The organism is Sphingobacterium bambusae (assembly GCF_033955345.1).
Taxonomy (GTDB): Bacteria; Bacteroidota; Bacteroidia; order Sphingobacteriales; family Sphingobacteriaceae; genus Sphingobacterium; species Sphingobacterium bambusae.
On record NZ_CP138332.1, the window covers coordinates 4,459,931 to 4,476,286 of the forward strand.

Annotated in this window: 12 protein-coding genes; 10 read left to right on the top strand and 2 right to left on the bottom strand. The window is 46.1% G+C overall.

Features of this window, described 5'->3' with window-relative positions:
- Window positions 1-57 precede the first annotated feature (57 nt).
- Window positions 58-708 carry a DUF1349 domain-containing protein gene (locus tag SCB77_RS18515; protein ID WP_320183484.1) on the bottom strand — a complete coding sequence of 217 codons (651 nt, stop codon included), beginning with the start codon at window positions 706-708 and terminating at the stop codon, window positions 58-60.
- Between the two features lie 257 nt (window positions 709-965).
- Between SCB77_RS18515 and SCB77_RS18520 the strand changes: the two genes are divergently transcribed.
- The 10 genes from SCB77_RS18520 (at window position 966) to SCB77_RS18565 (ending at window position 15,732) form a co-directional block, all read left to right on the top strand.
- Window positions 966-1,568, top strand: coding sequence for an RNA polymerase sigma factor (locus SCB77_RS18520; protein WP_320183485.1), 603 nt, complete (start codon window positions 966-968; stop codon window positions 1,566-1,568).
- Between the two features lie 217 nt (window positions 1,569-1,785).
- Window positions 1,786-2,814: a FecR family protein gene (locus SCB77_RS18525; RefSeq protein ID WP_320183486.1), complete on the top strand. Its 1,029-nt coding sequence runs from the start codon at window positions 1,786-1,788 to the stop codon at window positions 2,812-2,814.
- A gap of 29 nt (window positions 2,815-2,843) precedes the next feature.
- A complete protein-coding gene (locus SCB77_RS18530) occupies window positions 2,844-6,398 on the top strand; it encodes a SusC/RagA family TonB-linked outer membrane protein (RefSeq protein WP_320183487.1) in 3,555 nt (1,184 codons plus the stop codon).
- Between the two features lie 19 nt (window positions 6,399-6,417).
- Window positions 6,418-7,773 carry a RagB/SusD family nutrient uptake outer membrane protein gene (locus SCB77_RS18535; RefSeq protein ID WP_320183488.1) on the top strand — a complete coding sequence of 452 codons (1,356 nt, stop codon included), beginning with the start codon at window positions 6,418-6,420 and terminating at the stop codon, window positions 7,771-7,773.
- 8 nt (window positions 7,774-7,781) lie between these two features.
- Window positions 7,782-9,785, top strand: a complete 2,004-nt coding sequence (locus tag SCB77_RS18540) for a TlpA family protein disulfide reductase (protein WP_320183489.1) — start codon at window positions 7,782-7,784, stop codon at window positions 9,783-9,785.
- Between the two features lie 15 nt (window positions 9,786-9,800).
- Window positions 9,801-11,429 (top strand): S41 family peptidase, encoded by a 1,629-nt coding sequence (locus SCB77_RS18545; RefSeq protein WP_320183490.1) that lies wholly within the window; start codon window positions 9,801-9,803, stop codon window positions 11,427-11,429.
- Window positions 11,430-11,431: 2 nt separating this feature from the next.
- A complete protein-coding gene (locus SCB77_RS18550; RefSeq protein ID WP_320183491.1) occupies window positions 11,432-12,574 on the top strand; it encodes a TlpA disulfide reductase family protein in 1,143 nt (380 codons plus the stop codon).
- 107 nt (window positions 12,575-12,681) lie between these two features.
- Window positions 12,682-13,182, top strand: a complete 501-nt coding sequence (locus SCB77_RS18555; RefSeq protein WP_320183492.1) for a DinB family protein — start codon at window positions 12,682-12,684, stop codon at window positions 13,180-13,182.
- A gap of 110 nt (window positions 13,183-13,292) precedes the next feature.
- Window positions 13,293-14,612, top strand: a complete 1,320-nt coding sequence (locus tag SCB77_RS18560; RefSeq protein ID WP_320183493.1) for a serine hydrolase domain-containing protein — start codon at window positions 13,293-13,295, stop codon at window positions 14,610-14,612.
- 127 nt (window positions 14,613-14,739) lie between these two features.
- Window positions 14,740-15,732: an alpha/beta hydrolase gene (locus SCB77_RS18565; RefSeq protein ID WP_320183494.1), complete on the top strand. Its 993-nt coding sequence runs from the start codon at window positions 14,740-14,742 to the stop codon at window positions 15,730-15,732.
- A 73-nt stretch (window positions 15,733-15,805) separates the two neighbouring features.
- Here the strand turns inward: SCB77_RS18565 and SCB77_RS18570 are convergent, their stop codons facing one another.
- Complete coding sequence (locus SCB77_RS18570) at window positions 15,806-16,228, bottom strand: hypothetical protein (RefSeq protein WP_320183495.1); 423 nt, start codon at window positions 16,226-16,228, stop codon at window positions 15,806-15,808.
- Between the last annotated feature and the right edge of the window lie 128 nt (window positions 16,229-16,356).

Consider the following 16,356-nt stretch of genomic DNA (forward strand, 5'->3'; position numbering starts at 1 on the left):
CCTCGTCACCATATCACTCCGTCACCTCGTCACTTCATCACCACATCACTTCCTTCCCTACTTCTTCAACCACTCTTCGCGGCGTTCGTCGGGTAGGTGCTGAATGCTGAAGTGCTCAAAACTAGCGTTAAAGCCATCACCATCGGGACTGGCGGCCATTAACCCCACCATCACCGGGTGGTTATCCTGTAGCCAAGCATTGCGCATCATGGTGTAGGTTTTATCGTCAAAGGAGTAAAATACCTCGACAGCATCGCGGCGGCGTACTGCCTTGATCCAAACAAAAGGGATGGGCTTCTCCAGCGTGATGACGCTCCAGTCGCTGGTGTTGTGGGTAACCACCGTGCTAAGGTTGTACTTGCCATCCACAAATTCGATTCCCGCTTTGATATAATTTTGATGGTCTATGCGTAACATAAGGCCCGACTGGTCAAAGCGCGCCTTGTAGTCGGCATAGATCTTCACCTTCACCTCAAACTCGCCACCACGGTTGCTGTATAGAAATGGAGCATCGTCTACCGTAAATCCATAATGGGATATACGCCAGTAGTCGGTCTTTGGCGTGACAAACATGCGCAGGCTATTGTCGCTAGTTTCCCAGGTGCTGGGTTCGTTAAACCAAGTCATTTTATCGAGTTTCTGCGCTTGGCTTAGGCCGATGCCGCAGACTAAGAGTAACATAGTGAGGGAAAGTTTGTTGGTTTTCATGCTAAGGGGAATTTTTTCTATCTGTTAATTTTTACTAATTTTTTCAAAGGTACGTAGGCCGCAATTAGCTTCAAATACTGAAAAATAACCATTTTTTTTGTGAAAATTGTATGTTGATGTTGCTTAGAACCTTAAGGGGCATTGTCTGTTTTATTGGAAAATTTTCTACATTTGGAAACCGTAGCAAATTGGCAATACTTGGTCTAACTGCACAATTTACTTACTAGCAGATTATTTAGAATATCCTGAGCTTTCAAATGAAAGATGAATTACAGTGGTGGGAGATGTTTCGCGTGGGCGATGAGGCATCGTTCAAGCATATCTTTGAGCGCTACCAATCCCTGTTGTTCAATTACGGCTATAAGTTTACCCAAGATGAGGATCTGATAGATGATGCCGTGCAGGAGCTCTTTGTGAAGCTATGGTACAACCGCGAAAATCTAGGCGATACGGCTTCCGTTAAAAATTACCTGTTAAAATCTTTCCGACGCATCCTGACCCGCAAATTGGAGCGTGCCAACCGTTTTTTCAGCTTGCAGCATATGGCCAGCGATAGCCTGCCCTTTGATATCGAGTTGCCCCACGATGTGGACATTATGCGCAAAGAGCGCTTGGAGGAGATCCGCACACAGCTGGCTCTAGCGCTACAGAAGATGTCGGCGCGGCAGCGGGAGGTGATACACCTGCGCTTTTTCGAAGAGCTGAGCTACGAGGAGATATCCGATATTATGGGACTATCGGTAAAAGATACATACAAACTGTTTTACCGGGCGATGGACAGTTTGCGGAAATATATGGGACCTATTCATTTACTTGCTTTGCTTGCCCTCGTGGCGCACCTCCGTTCGTCTTCTTCTTAAGTTCACTATATCATAATCAAAATTTCATGCCTGTTGCCGTATTGGGGTATATTATCCATTAGCACAATGCATCGCTATCGCGGCCTTTTTTTGCTATTTGGCAATGCCGATGCGCATATGTTGAGTTCTTGATAGTCTTTCTAGAAAAAAAATAAAAAAAATTAAAAACAACTGGGGTAATTTTTGAAGCCCGGGTATATATCTAATAAATCAGCACATGGAACCCACGTTTTTGACATACAAAGATTTTAAGGCCGTCGATTTTTTTCAAGACAGCAGGTTTACCGACAGCATCCTGACGGGCGACAAGGAAGCGCAGCTCTTTTGGGCAGCGCTGGCGGAGGTGTATCCTGCCCTTGCCGAGGAGATGGCGGTGGCCGAAAGCTGGATAGTGCTGATACAAAGCCAAAGGCCATATGTGGGCAAGCGATCGGCAGAATCGCGTTGGAAAGCTGTTCAAGATCGATTGCCGAGCTACGCGCGGCAGCAGGTACGCGTGCGTCGCATCTACCAAAGCTTGCGCTGGTCGGCCGGTATTGCGGCCTTATTTCTAGCGGTGATCTTGATCTATGAGGTAAGCCAATTTGGTACCAAACAGCTGGGCACCACCTTTGGCGAACGTAGGGAGGTGCTGCTGCCCGATGCATCGCGCATACAGCTGAACAGCAACTCTAAGCTGCACTATGTGCGCAACTGGAAAACGGACAAGCCGCGCGAAGTATGGTTTGAAGGAGAGGGGATGTTTCAGGTGAAGCATACCGCCCTCAAAAATCGCCTGCGCCAGAACGATCTGTTTGTGGTGCATGTGGGCGACCTATCCCTCACGGTGTTGGGAACCACCTTTAATGTGAAGGATCGCCGTGGACGCATCGAGGTGACACTCTTTGAAGGGAGCGTGCGTATTCAAGGCGACAAAGGACTGGATAGGATGCTGCTGCCGGGCGAAACCTTTGTCTACGATGAGCAGGCACAGGCCGAACAGATTGTGCAGAAAAATGTCGATGGCGTTTCTTCGTGGACGCGCGGCGAACTTAATGTAGAACACGACAACCTAGCGAACATCATCGATGTGCTGGAAGATAATTATGGCTATCAGGTTATTCTTCAGGATTCAAGTCTCCTAAATAAGCGCTTAACAGGGACCATTCCGGTGAAGAGTATCAACGATATCCTCTTTGTCCTCAAACACACGATGGATGTACGTATACGTGTGGATAACAAACAAATATTTATCAACCCTAACTAGAACAATCAACCACTAATTGATCAACATTTATGAAGCCAAAATTACTCCTGCTGCTGCTCTGCCTGCTGGCATATGCCGGTGGCTATGCCCAAAAGAGGGTGAGCCTTGCACAAGCACTGAGCGAGGTGACCCGCATATACGGGACGAAATTTTCTTACGAAGAAGGCTTATTGAAACAGGCGCAGGTGCCTGCAGATATGCAACCGAAAGATAAAAAGAAACCGATTGAATCGGTGCTGAAGGAACTCTTGTATCCCAATGGATTCCTGTTTCTCTATGTGCAAAATAATTATTACACCATAATCCGCGATAGCCGTGGAGCCAAGGATAACGATGGCGACAGCCGCTTTTGGAAGGTGCTATCGGGCAATGTGAAGGATGCCAAAGGACAGGCGCTCGTTGGTGTGACGGTGCTGCCCGATGGCTATGCCGTGCGCAATGGGGTGACGACCAGCAGCGATGGACATTTTACCATACGCCTGCAGGAGCCAGCCGAGGCGCTGATTTTCTCGTATGTGGGCATGGAGCCGCAGCGTAGGGTGATCGGTAGCAACACGGAAATCAATGTAACCATGGGTGAAGCCATCAACCTGATTGAAGATGTGGAGGTGGTGTCAATGGGTTATACACAACTGCCTAAAGAAAGGGCTACAGGTTCTTTTGGTACAATCTCGTCAAAGCAAATTCAGGAAACGCCAACAATCAATATTATGGAGCGTATACAAGGATTGGTTCCCGGCGTTTACGTCGATCCCAAGACAAATGCCATTCAGATTCGCGGAGCCAACAGTTTTGGTGTGGGTGCAACGCGAGATCCCTTGATTGTTATCGATGGTTTTCCTATGGCGGAAAATAGAGACGAAAGCTTTAAACTTACTGATAAAAGTTCTTTACAAGGAGGGGGCGGCGCGGTATTATCGCAGTTAAATCCAAATGATATCGAAAGCATCACGGTGTTGAAGGATGCAGCCGCAGCCTCTATCTGGGGAGCTAAAGCTGGGAATGGTGTTATTGTGATCGAAACAAAGAAAGGACGAAATAAACCGACCGAAGTAAACTTTAATAGTACAGTGAGCGTTTCCGCGCCGGCTGATTTGAAGAAATTAAATAGGATGACCACGGGCGAATATATCGATTTGGAACGTGAGCTATTTAATAAGGATATGATTAATGATAACACCACTTATTGGGGAACAATGAACACCAATGCTCCGCTTACAGAGTCGTTGGAGTGGATGTTCCGCGTGAAGCGTGGCACAGCGACAGAAGAAGAAAGGGATGCCGCACTAAGCCGGTTGGGAGGCATAGATAACAGAGGTCAAATTAGAGATCTTTTGATGCAAAATGCAACATCCCAGCAATATGGCGTTTCTTTTTCGGGAGGAACTTCAAAAAGTAATTTTTTTGTGTCTGGTAATTATAGTAAAGACGTTCCGGTATTTCGAGCAAATAAAGGTGAAACATTAAACCTGACATCAAATTTGACGAATGATTTATTTAACGATCGCGTCAGAATTGCAACAGGAATCAATTACAATTACGGCAACTCCCTTACGAATACAGCAACCATCAACGCGCTTTCAACAAACCCGCAGATGGGTGGTTTGCTACCCTATGATCTGCTGAAAGACGATGGTGGTAGTTTGGTGAAGAAGTATCTGCGGTATAGACCTGAAGTAGCGCAATACTTCGAAGGTTTAGGGTATTTGGATTGGACCTATAGTCCGCTAGAGGAATTGGAAACTTCGAAATATAATGACCAAACTCATAGTCTCCGTATGCATTTAGATGTAAATACTAAATTGACAAGCTGGGCTAATTTCTCCGTGATGGGACAATTACAACGTAAATTGGATAATTCCGAGAATATAGATTTTGTGGATAGTTATAACATGCGCAATGCTATTAATTATGGAACAACCGTCAACGATGATGGGAACTTAGTTTACAATTATCCGGTGGGCGGAAATTTAGGTGTACGCAATTATAACGGGTTTCAATATACGGTGCGCGCGCAAGTGAACATCAATAAGGATTTTGGAAATAATGGACTTGTTAATCTAGCTTTTATAGGCGGTAGTGAAATAAAAGAAAATAGCCATCGATCATCCACTGGAAATTTTATCGGATTTGACCCCTTCACGTTTGTCAATTCTGTTTATAAGCCAAATGATCGATACGATACCATTGATGGTTGGGGGGCAAGTTTCCCTGGAAATGCTACCGTAGGAAAAAATATTACGCGCGCATTATCTTATTATTCCAATACTGCGCTATCAGCTTTTAACAGTAGGTATGTGGTTTCTGGAAGTATTCGTTTTGATGATTTTACGGTGGTAGGAGCGTCACGAGCGCAACGAGCGCAACCGCTTTGGTCTGTCGGAACAAAATGGGATATCAAGAAAGAGGCGTTTATGCAATCCGCAAATTGGGCTGACGCGCTCGCGCTAAGAGTTACTTACGGCGTAAATGGAACAATGCCATTTGGTGTGGGGAGTAAGGTTGTAATCACGACCTCTTCAGACAACCAAACGGGTGAGGGCGTGGCTACAATTGAATCTCCGGCAAACAACCAAATCAGCTGGGAGAAAATAAAGACCCTCAATTTAGGGCTAGACTATGGTCTTTGGGATAACCGCTTACAGTTTACAGTAGACTATTATCAAAAACGCGTTTCCGATATTCTACACAGTTTGCCATTTAATCCGACATACGGTTGGACGCAATTGACCTTCAACAGTGCAACGATGAAAGCGCATGGTGTAGATCTGGGACTGAATGCAAATTGGATCCAGCGTGTCGATTTCCGTTGGTCTAGTATGTTTAACATGGGATTCAATAGCAATGAAGTCAGTGATTCTCGTTTTGAGAAGTTAACAAATGTTTCACAACTAATAGCTGGTTCTAGACCTATCGTAGGCCTTCCTGTGGATTATATGTATGCATACAACTGGGGAGGATTGGATAGTCAAGGACGATCGCAGATCAAAAAAGCAGATGGCAGTATTTTGGCAGTAGATCAAGGAATAAACACGCTAAGCGCGGACGATCTGCTGTTGGTGGGAAGAACAACTCCTCCATATGTGGGCGGTTTGTTTAATACGTTTAATTATAAAGGCATTTCTTTGGGAGTTCGTATGACATACGAATTAGGACATGTAATCCGGAGGCTTTCTGTTCAAAATTATCCGCAATGGAATTTTTATTCAGGAGCTATAGGTATGCAGGCAGATCTAGCACAACGATGGCAGCAAGCAGGGGACGAAGCATCCACAAACATTCCTGCCATTGTCAATGACGGCTGGCAATTTAACAGCGTTTCTCGATATGCCAATGCCAACGAACTGGTAATAAGCGGTAGCCATGTGCGATTACAGCAGGTAGATATCGGATACGTATTGCCTCAGCATATCCTAACTAGAACTCCATTCAAGAGTGTTGCTTTAAATGGAGCTGTGCGTAATCTCGGAATTATTTGGCGTAAAAATAAAGATGGGGTGGATCCTGTTTATCGTGTGACGGATATTTATTCGAGTTTGCCACCAGCTACTTCATTCTTTTTTAGCTTAAATGCTTCTTTTTAATCAATTAAAAGTTACCGATATGAAAATAAAAGATAGTAAACTATATGCAGTTTTGATACTTGTGTCGCTGCTTTTTGGTAGTTGCAGAAAGTATGTGGAAATAGATACTTATGGTTCTCGAACGTTGAAAACAACCAATGATTACCAGTATCTGATAAATAACCGAGTTAATTTTCAGACCACGAGTATTATGCCGATTATCTCGAATGATGACATTTCTGGTACACCTTCTCAAGCAGCCGCAAATCAATGGGGCGAGCAGGTGTTGAAAGCATTTCTTTGGAGTGAAAGTTTTTATGGGGACGATCAACAAGATATAGGATGGAACAACTTGTACAAACACGTGTATGTGGCGAATGAGATATTGCAAGGTGTCATGGAGAGTGCAGACGGCAGTGAAAGTCAGAAGCAGATAATCGCTGCAGAAGCTAGAGTACATCGTGCATTTGCTTATTTTTCTTTAGTTAACCAATATGCGCAGATTTATAATCCTTCAACGGCGGCAAACCAGCTCGGCGTACCTTTGTTGTTGCGCCCAGATCTTTTTCAAGAGCTGAATAGAGCTCCTTTGCAAACTGTTTATCAACAAATAGTTACGGATCTTGAGCAATCTATCGATGTATTGCCTAATCGTCCGGCGATAAATCACCATCCATCTAAACTTGCTGTTTACGCATTGTTGACTCGTGTGTATATGACAATGCGCGACTTTGAAAAAGCCGCGGAGAATGCTGATAGAGCACTAGCTTTGAACCCAGAATTGATTAATGTAGCTGACTATGTCGATGCCACATATCCGCAGGTGATCGATGATCCTGAAGTGATTCTTTCCAAGCTGAGTTCTGGTAGTGTGACAGGCCCAATAAATGCTGAATTAGTTGCCTTATACGATGTTAAGGATCTCCGTCTCACACATTTTCTGGAAAATAATGCGAGCTTAAATGGCTTCAAATATATGAAGCCGACTAAATCCGGATCGTTCTACGCAGTAGTGGGGCTAAGCACACCAGAAATTTACTTAAACCGTGCCGAAGTGTATGCCAGGCAAAACAATGTGGCCAAAACAGTGGAACTGCTAAACGCGCTACGTATGAAACGTTTTAGAACGGTAGATTATGTTGCACTCACAGCAGCCGATATACAGAGCGATCTCCTACAGGCAGTAATTGATGAGCGTAGACGGGAATTTGTCGGTACAGATTTACGTTGGTACGATATGCGTCGATTGACGTTAGATGGAGCATATTACAAACCTGTAGAACGAACGCTAAACGGGCAAACCTATAGATTGGACGCGAATAGTCCACGTTTTGTTTATCCTATAAATCAGGAAGTGCTCACACTTAACCCCGAAATCGGACAGAATCCTAGATAGTATATAACATGAAAAAGCAACTATTTTTTTTGCTGTTGATGTTTGCGCAGGTTGTGCTTTATGCACAACCCCGCTATAGCAGCAGCGTTTTTAAGCCGCAACAGCCCAAGGTCAACGCCGGGGTACAGATCGTGTATGATGCCAAAGGCAAAGACTTGGAATTTAGTGATGAGGTGCAAGCCGCCTTGTTTATGTATGATAACTTGCAATGGAAGCGCGTAAATATCAGCTTAGCGAAAGATGCGCAGGGATTGTGGGTAGGCGAGGTTCCCCTTACGCCGGCAACAGCCTTTGTAGCAGTGAAATTTTTTCAAGGCGATAGCAACCAGCCTGATGCCGCAGATAACAATGCCGACAAAGGCTATGCGGTGGCGCTGCAAGCTGCAGATGGCAAACCTTTGGCAGGAGCCTTTTTGGCGGAAGCGGGTTTCCAAAACCCGATTATCGCAGGCGGTATTTTCTACGGCTACTACAGTGAAGATCCCAAGGCTTCGGATGCAGCCTACCTAAAGTCGCTAGCGGCAAAGGAACAGGCCATATCTGGAAAGCAATATATAGCATACTTTGAGTCGTGGATGAAGCTGCAGCAGTTGGCACTGGGAGATGCCTTTCCCGCATACGCCTCAACCTTTATACAGGATGCCTTAAAGGACAAAACCTTAAAGGATGAAACACTAGGTGTTTTCTATACCTATGCCCATTCCAGGCTGAAAGACGAGCGCCTTGCGACGCTGATCGAAGGGCGCGTGAAGAAAGACTTTCCGCAAGGAGCCACAGCGCGTTTTATGGCCTACAACAAGACCAAGGGCAGTAGCCCTGATCGAGCAGAGGTGATCGCCTCATTCGAAGATTTTTTGGCGAGTTTCCCGATTGAGCAATGGCGCAAAAATCCGAATGGGCAAGGCTTTATCTACTATGCCGTTTATCGCGGACTGGGCTCGTCTTACTTTGATTCCAAGCAGTTTGATAAGTTTACCGCGCTGTACAACGATCTTGATTTTAGGACGGGCAATGAGCTGATGCGCTGGAATATTATGCGGGCCTATATGTTTAAGATGGTGGGGCAAGACACGCTGTACAATATTTCTGAAGCGATCTTGCCGAAGCTGATTGCGCGCAAGGATGATGGCTCCTACCTGAACGATTTTGATACGCGCGAGAAGGCCGACTCGAATATGTTGCGTCAGCTGGACGACCGCTTGTTTACCCATATTTCCTTGTTGAACGACCTGAAAAAATACCAAGAGGCACGGAAGTACTTTTTGGCACTATCCGAAGCCGGAAAATACAGCAACGCCGAGCTAAACGAGATAAACATGCAGGTGCTAGAAGGTTTGGAGGATGATAAGCAATTGCTACCCTTGCTGGAGATGAGTGCGCGCGAAAATGCGATGACACCGAAAATGTTCGACAAACTAAAAGCCTTGTACCTCGAGCAGCATGATGGACAGGATGCTGGCTATGCGGCTTACTTGGCCGGTCTGAAATCGGATGAAGAGAAAGCCGAAATGAAAGCTTATGTGGATCAACATTGGGTAAACCACCCCATGCCTCTATTTCGGCTGGAAGATGCTGACGGACTTTTTGTAACACCGGAAGATTGGAAAGGAAAGATTGTGGTGGTAGACTTTTGGGCCACTTGGTGCCGTCCTTGTATCATGGCTTTTCCCGGCATGCAGCTGTTGGTGGATAAATATGCCAAAGATCAGGATGTAGCCATCTACATGCTGGGAACGATGCAAACGGGCGACTACAAGAATAAATCGGTGAACTATGTGCGTGGGGAGGGCTACCGCTTTAACCTGCTGCATGATGCGGTAAACCCAAAGACCAATGAGCAGGATCTTGTTTTTAAACAATTGGTGCCGCTATTCGGCGACTCGTCCATCCCGCGTAAGATCGTGGTGAAGGATGGTAAGGTGCGCTACTGCTCGGGTGGTTATTCCGGAAGCCCAAGTAAGCTGATGGATGAACTATCGTTGGCCATAGAGACATTAAGAAACGAAAAATAAACAAGCTAATCTAGCATGGAGATGAACAGGAAAGCGACGGGCTTGCTCGTGGGGATGATCGGTTTGGCCTTGTCTTTACAGGCACAGATGAACCCGAAGTATAAATTTGAAGAGGCCATGAAGCTGATTCAGGAGAATTATGTGGATCAAGTGAACGAGGAACACCTCGTGGATGCGGCCATCAAGGCGATGATAGCCGATCTTGATCCGCACTCGCACTACACCAGCAGGGAAGAGGCCGAGGCCATGCGCGAGGCCATGAGCGGTAGTTTTGCAGGCATTGGTATCCAATTTTTGAAAAACCAAGACCAAACGTTTATCACGGTGGTGAATCCGGATGGGCCGGCCATGCGCAGCGGCATACGGGTGGGCGACGAAATTGTGCGTATAGATGGGGAAGCGATCGCTGGCGAACAGTGGGGGAACCGGGAGATCATGCAGAAACTACGCGGTGATAAGGATGTTGCGGTGCTGCTGGATGTGCGCTCGCCGGGGAGTACGGAGATCAAGACAATCACGATTGTGCGGGAGAATATTCTCGAGAAATCGGTGCGCGAGAGCTACATGGTGGATCAGGAAATAGGTTACATCGCTCTATCGATTTTTAACCGCACAACACGGCCGGAAATTGATGCCGCGCTGAAAAAATTGAAGGAGCAGGGCATGAAAAAGCTGATTCTAGATTTGCAGAGCAATGGTGGTGGTTACGTAGAATCTGCTATTGGCGTGGCCGACGAGTTTCTGCCCAAAGAGAAGATTGTCTTTTACTCGGTACCCAACGAGGGCGGAAAAGATTACTACTTCACAGGGGGCTTTGGCCAATTCTACGATGGCGAGTTGGTGGTGTTGATCGACGAGTCGACGGCCTCTTCCAGCGAGATTGTAACGGGTGCGCTACAGGATTGGGACCGCGCGGTGATTATCGGTCGCCGTAGCTTTGGGAAGGGCCTGATGCAGAAGCCCGTGCCACTCTCTGACGGTTCGGAAATGCAATTGACGGGAGCACGTTACTATACCCCTTCTGGACGATCGATACAGAAACCGTACAGCAAGGGTAAAGACGACTATTTTCAGGACTTTAACCGTCGGATGGCTTCCAAGGAACTCTTGGAAGGCGGGCATGTGCAATTTCCGGATTCACTCAAATATAATACCTTGACCAATAAGCGGGTGGTGTATGGCGGTGGTGGCATTATGCCAGATCGCTTTGTACCCATTGATACCAATGAATACAGTGCGTGGATGGCGAAGTTGATGAACGATGGCATCGTGGCAAAAGGAGGCTTTGAATTTGTACAGCAAAACAGAGCAGCACTGTTGGCCGCCTATCCCGATTTTGACGCATTCAACAAGCGTTTTCGCATACCGAAAGAGGTACACGAGCAGCTAGTGAGTTATGCAAGGCAACGCGATGTGGAGGTGCCCGCTGAAGCAGCTACTTCGGCACATGTAGCGATCGATGTAGAGCTGAAAGCACAAATTGGATCGCTGCTTTACACTGGGGGCGATTATATGGCGCGTGTGCGTAATGAGGCAAACCAGAGCTTTCAAGATGCCTTGCTCGTGCTACGCGATGGGCAACTTTACAAGCAATTACTACAAACAGGAACAGTAGGAGAGAAAACAAAACAAAAAACAAAATAACAATGAAAAATATGAAATGGGCATTGATGCTTGCCTTTGCACTTCCGGCGCTGGGCTTCGCACAGCAAAATTATACATTACAAGGTCAGGTTGCTAAATTGAACAAGCCCGCCAAAGCTTTTTTGAGATTGAAGTATGATGGCAAGGAACAGATCGACTCTGTTGAGATGAAAAACGGTAAATTCGAGTTTAAGGGAAGCATCCCTTCGCCGATGGAGGCGCATCTACGCATTATCCATGATGATCTACCTTTTGATCCGTCGAAGCCTGCAAAGCAGGATATCTTACCGTTTTTGATTGAAGGAGCGAACATCAAATTTGTGTCTAAAGACTCCATACAAAACGCCAAAATTACGGGCTCGCCTTTGAACGCGGAAAATGAGAAAGTGAATAATATGTTGAAGCCTATATACGACCAATATGAGACCTTGAACAACGAGTACAAGTCGAAGTCGCTAGCAGACCAACAGGATCCTAAATACATCCAATCGTTGGAAGAGCGTGCGGACGCTATACAGCAACAAACAATTGATGCCAAAATGGACTATGTGGCCAAAAATCCGAAGAGCTACATGGCCTTGATGGCCTTCAACTCCACATTGCCGCCAGAGTTTGACGCTATCCAAGCCGAGAAGGTTTTTGCTACGCTAGATCCGAGCTTGCAAAACTCCATTCTTGGAAAAGAGCTTGCAGAGCGTATTGCCTTGTTGAAGAAAACAAGCGAGGGCGTGGAAGCGCAAGACTTCACGCAGCCTGATGTAGATGGCAAACCGGTGAAGCTATCGGACTACCGCGGTAAGTATGTTTTAATTGACTTTTGGGCATCTTGGTGTGCACCTTGCCGACGCGAAAATCCAAACTTGGTGAAATCCTATGCGAAATACCAAAAAAATGGTTTTGAAATCTTGGGCGTTTCTATGGATAAGGCTGCCGATAAAGCCAAATGGTTGAAAGCTATCCAAGATGATGGGTTGACTTGGAAACAGGTGGGCGACCTTAAAGGTTGGGACAACGAAGCAGGCAAGCTATATGATATCAAAGCAATCCCGATGAACTTCTTGGTCGATCCTAATGGAAAGATCATTGCTAAGTACCTGCGTGGTGAAGAATTGGATAAGAAACTTTCCGAAATATTCGGAGAATAGGAATACCGACCCTCGGTATGTTGTTTAGTTAAATAGTCAAAAGGCCGTATCCCAAGTACGGCCTTTTTTAATTAGCTTTAAGGAAGATAAATAAAGGAGGACATAGCATGGTACTGGAATACCTTAAACAAGAATTTGAGCAGGAAGTAGGCAATACCCGTAAATTGCTGCAGGCAGTTCCTGCAAAAGATATCGACTATAAACCATCCGACCTGTCGTGGACAATGGGCGAGTTGGCACAGCATATCGCGACCATCTATTATTGGTATGTGGGCACGTTGACGCAGAATGAATATGATCTAGCAGCAGATCGATTGGAACGCGGCGACGTTCGTGATATAGAGGCTACCAAAGACTTGTTTGAGCGTAATGTGCTGGCGGCGCGAGAAGCCTTGAACGCGTTAACCGAAGAAGCGCTAGGCCAAGAATGGACCATGAAGTTTGGCGATCGTGTGTTATTGGGACCGTTGCCGCGGGGTATTGTGACACGTGGATTTCTGTTCAACCATATCTACCATCATCGCGGGGAGATGATCGTATACCTGCGTGCTACGGGCAACAAGGTGCCAGGCCTCTATGGCCCAACTTATGAAGATAGTAAAGGCTAATAGCTGGGTACGGAAATGTCGTTTATCTTTGCTTATTTCTTGAATTAACGATTATTTTTTGCGACTTTAGAGCTGTAGTTCAAATTACGCTTCTAAAAACCGTACCGATCATGAATAGATTTCTCTTAAGCATTCTTACGCTAGGCTTGCTTGTGACCCAAGCCACAGCTCAAACGTTCCAAAAAGCAAAACTTGATAGCTTCTTCCAAGCGCTGGAAAAGCATGATAGGTTTATCGGGACGATCAATATCGAGCAGCAAGGTAAGAATATTTATAGCAGATCCTTAGGTTTCGCAGACCTCGAACATCAAAAAAAGGCGACGGAAACAACCGAATATCGGATAGGGTCGATAAGCAAAACCTTTACAGCGGTGCTGGTATTGCAGGCCGTGGAAGAGGGAAAGCTGACTTTGGATCAACATATAGACACCTTCTTTCCCAACTTGCTCAATGCTGATACGATAAGCATAAGGCAGCTGCTGCAGCATAAAAGCGGCATCAACAATTTTACGAACCGCGCCGACTACTTAAGCTGGATAGATCAGGAAAAAAGCAGGGAGCAACTGCTGCAGATCATTGCCGAAGGCGGGAGTGATTTCACGCCCGGCAGTAAAACGGCCTACTCCAATTCTAACTTTGTGTTACTCACCTTTATTTTGGAGACCAGCTATGGCAAGCCCTATTCCGAGCTGCTGAAAAGTAAAATTGCGGATAAGGCAGGCCTGGAACATACATTTGTAGGAGGCACGATCGATACCGAGAAGGGGCAAGCAAAATCTTACCGTTACCAAAGCGGCTGGAAATTGATGCCGGAAACCAACATGTCTATTCCGAGAGGTGCTGGTGCGGTGGTTTCAACGGCGGCAGACTTGGTGAAGTTCAGCAACGCGCTCTTCGGAGGCAAATTACTGCGCCCGGAAAGCGTAGAGATGATGAAAGGGCTAGACAAAGGTTTCGGGTTGGGCATTATGCGTATTCCCTTTTTTGAGAAAACCGGATATGGCCATGGCGGCAGTATCGACGGTTTTGCGTCGATGCTCGTACACTTCGCCGACGGCGATATTACCTATGCGGCCATTAGCAATGGTAGTGCGATCGATATGAATGAGGTAACAATTGCCGCACTGAGTACGCTGTTTGGTAGGCCGATAACGATTCCTGTCTTTTCGGACTATAAGGTATCTGACGAAGAGCTTGAACAATATACTGGAAACTACAGCTCGAAGGATATTGCCTTGAAAATTAAAGTAACCAAAGTGGATGGCGTGCTGATGGCACAGGCAACGGGGCAGGCAGCCTTCCCGCTGGAGGCTACTGCCGCACATCAGTTCAAGTTTGATACGGCAAAGATTCGTATGGACTTTGACCCGGTCAAACAGACCATGACCTTGCTGCAAGGCGGGAGAACGTATAACTATACCAGGGAGTAATGATGCTTAGGATGTTCATAGCTAACCGAGCTGATGGACAAAACTTTTAAAGGATTCGCTGGTTAATAGATAAAGGTGATCGTAGGGATCACCTTTATTTATTCATATAATTTTATCGACAAAACGCATGCTCCATATTTCTTTGACCATTTCCCAACTGCGCACTGTACTCACGTTTTGCTGTCTGCTGGCTACCATCTTTATGACGCAAGCACAAACAGACTCTTCGGCCTATAGTTACCGCTCGCTGATGGACGTGGGCTATAAAGCGCTCCCCAACCGCGACTCCCTGCGTTTGGATTTGTTCCTGCCTGCATCAGCAGCTAAAAAGAAGGTGCCCTTGCTGATTGTGGTGCATGGTGGCGGCTGGGCTTTCGGCGACAAAGAGATGGAAAGCATCTACTACATGCGCAAACTGAAAGAAGAGCTGCTACGCAGCGATTTTGCCGTGGCCAGCATAAGTTACCGACTGGTTTCCGATAGTGTACATTTCCCTAAGCCGGTAGAAGACTGTAGCGATGCTATAAAATGGCTTTATAAACATGCTGATCGCTATCGGTTGGATACGGCCAACTACGGCATTTGGGGCGGAAGCGCCGGTGCCCACTTGGCGATGTTGGTGGCTTATGCCAATCCGGGGGAGATAGGAGGAGATGCTAGCCTTCGAGAGGTGCCCCTTCGCTTGAATTACGTCATAGATAATTTTGGACCGACGAAACTTAACGACCTATTTCGGGTGAATCTGAATGGTTTTTCGACCTTTATGTTCAAAGTTTTTGTACGCAAATTATATGACATTCGCCTTAAATTGACTTATGCGATGACAGGCTATGATTTTAAGACGGACAAAGACAAGGTATTAGAGGTTAACGAACGCTTTTCGCCCTTGAACTATGTCGATAAACCCGTTTTGCCGACCTTAATCGTGCACGGCACCAAAGATCGTATAGTAGCCATCAAGCAATCGGAGCAGTTGCAAGAGGCATTTCAAAAACATCAAGTGGAACACCGCTTTATTCGGGTGGAGGATGGCGACCACGGATTGGGTAATATCGCCAAAGAAAAGACCGACGAATTGGTGCAGACAACGATTACCTTTATAAAAGCGCACAAAAAGTAGCTTGTTGCGCGATGGCAACCGATGCTGGCTTGATCTTTTTCTCGACAAAACAGGCTACTTGCTTGGTGAAGACTTATTGGGCGTGAGCCTGATGCAGTTGTATTTCGCTGTGGTTTTCATCACTCGCGTTCAGAAAAACAGTGCCGGTAATGGTCATCGGTTCTTCGGTAAACATGATTTTCTTCCCTTGATCCACCCGCACTTCAACCATGGCTGGAATACCATCTTGTCCGCAAAACATACATTGGAAAACGGGTAGCACGGATAACATAAAATGATGATGTCGACGCCCTGCGTGGATGGGAACCATATACCCACTGATAACGACTTCCTTACCATGTAGCGCCTTTAGTGCCGCCGGGAAAAAGGGCGTGTAGTGGGTTTTGCCATTCCGTTTTTCCACCTTGTACATCAACTGATCAAAGATAGTCCACGTTTTGTTCATCATCGGCTTGTGATCGCTGAGATGATTTCGCTTGCTTACTGTCTGTGCCATCGACAACGCGCAAAACAGATTTAATCCAATCGCCAACAAATAAACTTTGTATCTATTTTTTTGGCTTTTGCTCGCCTTATAACCTGTAAAAGTGTACCTCATGGTCATGTTCCTTCATGATTTATTCA